At 59.1% G+C, this 2541-nt stretch carries 2 protein-coding genes; both read right to left on the minus strand.

Annotation, left to right across the window (positions count from 1 at the left end; all coding sequences use genetic code 11):
• A partial coding sequence (locus H5U08_RS15525) for a hypothetical protein (protein WP_297035066.1) occupies positions 1-1287 on the minus strand: 1287 nt, incomplete at its 3' end.
• Positions 1288-1534: 247 nt separating this feature from the next.
• Positions 1535-2541 (minus strand): alkaline phosphatase family protein (locus tag H5U08_RS15530; protein ID WP_297035068.1); only part of this gene is annotated, 1007 nt, incomplete at its 5' end.

Below are 2541 nucleotides of genomic sequence, written 5' to 3' on the forward strand. Positions count from 1 at the left end.
GAACCAATCCCGCAGTTCGTGTCGCCGTGGGGTTTCGGCTGTTGTCGGCCGGTCGTGCAGGGAATTGGGCATGGCGAAGACGGCCACTTCCGGCAGAAAGCTGCTGAAGCCCGCCCCCGGGCCCACATACTGGCGTTCCAGTTCTAACAGGCCGAGCTGGTATCGCCGGCTCAGGTAGGCCATCAGGACGGGATCGGGACGCGCTCCGAAGTGGCAATCGGCGAATGCCGGATACAGCCCCGGCGAGATCTCCATACGGAATCCAAACAGAGCAATGGGAATAATCTTGGGATCAGCGAAGAGATCGAGATGACCGCCAGTGGCCTGATAGAGCGTTTCACCCAGCAGGGTGAAATGGCCGAAGCCGTAGTTCCAGTATCCAATCCCCTCCGAGCAGTAACCGTCGGCGGTGAAGCCTTTCAAAAAGTATCGGATATACTTTTCTGCTGCGGCGACGAAGAATGCCCGACGCTGGGGATCCGGGATATTTTCCAGGGCCGCTCCCACCACGTTGGCCAGGCACACGGCGTTCCAATTGTTGGTCCCTGTCAGCCACCACAAACTGGGTTTGCCGGTGTTCACCGCTTTCTCGAACGGGGTGAAAACCCGTCGTTCAAGCTGCTGGGCGATGAGTTGCCGGGTTTCGGCGGAAAGTTTATCGCTCAGCCAGAAATCGACGGTGGCCAGATTCCACGCTGTGCCCGACGAACCGAGATCGATTTCCACCGTCCGGCCATAGAAGTTGTTCAAACCGCGATCGTGGGCGGGCATGACCCATGTCTTCTCCGCAGCCAGCGCCGCGATGAGCTTCTCAATCTCAGCAATAAATCGGCCGCGATTCTCCAGGCATTCCGCCGCAGCGAGGGTTCCCAGTCGGGATCGCCGGGCGCTGTAGGGCCCCTCGTAACGACGCCGATTGCCGGTCCGCGAAAAGTCGAGATAAAGATCATCAGGCAGGTCGGGGATGGGGGTCCGCATTGACCTTTCCGCAGCGCTCACGATGGAAGCGAACTTCTCGTGTTTCGCCAGGGCTTCCCACACAGCACGGTCCGATGCTGGCCTTCCCACACCGCGCGGCTCTTTGGGAAGATATTGCGCCCAGAACCGCACCCGATCGGCCGGCACACCACCATCGACTGGCTCGCCTCGAACAGCACCGGCGGTCCCAAGGAGCAACGTCCCGACAATGAAAATGAAGACTGTTTTAGCGGGGAAAGTTCTCAGCCCTGCTTTCCACGAAAAAGATAAACGGCCGATTTCCGGATGGATGGTGTTGAATCGGATCATGGCTTTTCCTCCCCGAACAGTGACCCAGAGACAGGACGACATGTTTCCGCCGCGTGGTTGGCTTTTTGTGCGTTCCATGGCCAAAACCTTGTGGACGTTCTCGTCACATGACACTTTCAACGCCGAGGGCGCCGGTTGGCGATCTCACGGAGGGCAACGCGGTATTTTTGCTCTAAACGGCAGACCTTATCCGCAACAACTTGCGATTACGGCAGGCCACGATTTTCTGGATGCACGCACAACGGGATCAATCGAACGTTATCAATCGCATGTCAAAATGTTTCAAAACAACGTGGAACACGTCGGTATCCCGGGCAGGCTCGGGAGGCAGGATGCCGGGATGGGAACTAATGAGCACGGTCCGCTGGGACTTATCCCGAGCCGGCGCACCGTGCGATCCCTGAACGAGTTCCGCCTTCAGGGGAATGCCCCGGGTGTTCGGATCAAAAAACAGTTCCACGGGATCATAGCCGGGTTTACGGTGGATGTCCACCTTCCTCGCGAAAGGTGGCGCCAGGTGATCCTCCAGCCAGTAGTAGTACGCAAACCACGCGTCGGGCTGGGCACTGAGGATGACCTCCCCGCTCCGCGGATGATTGAGGTGGTACCGCGCCCGCTCTTCCAGAGCCAGCACCTCATCCACGCCGGGAAGACCCCGGAAAAGCCCCACCACTTTTTCGATCACCTCGGGTTCCGCATCCTTCACGTAGATATGCGCCACCTGGTGATCGGCCAGGGCCCAGGCCGCACTGTTTTCTGTGTCAAGGTATTCGCCGTCTTTTTCTTCACGTACCTTCAGCAGGCCGGCTTCGCGAAGGATCCGGTTGGGATAGACGACCCGTTCCACGGGAGTGATGACGTATTCTCCGGCAACGAGCCAGAGAGGGTCTCCATCGTAGGCGTCGCGGAGGCCGGCCATTAATCGGCCGAGGACTTCGTCCAGTTCCTGGACAGCTTTCATGGCGGCGGCACTCTCCGGGCCATCCCGCTGCGCTGCGTAGTCCAGGTGGGGAAGATAGATGTAGAAGAAGTTCGGACGATACTCCTGCGCAAGCAGGATGGCCGATTCGACGATCCAGCGCGTACTTTCGATGTTGGCCAGCGGTCCCCAGAAGCGATGCAGGGGGAAATCCCCCAAAGCCTCGCGAAGTTTCGGATAGAGATCTTCCGGCCGGGTGTAGCACCACAGAGTTTCCGTGCCGTCGGGATTGTGGATCGGGGCAGGCGTGCAGATGTACTCGGCTCCGCTCTCTT

It is taken from the genome of Thermogutta sp. (assembly GCF_014359955.1).
In the GTDB taxonomy this organism is placed as follows: Bacteria; Planctomycetota; Planctomycetia; order Pirellulales; family Thermoguttaceae; genus Thermogutta.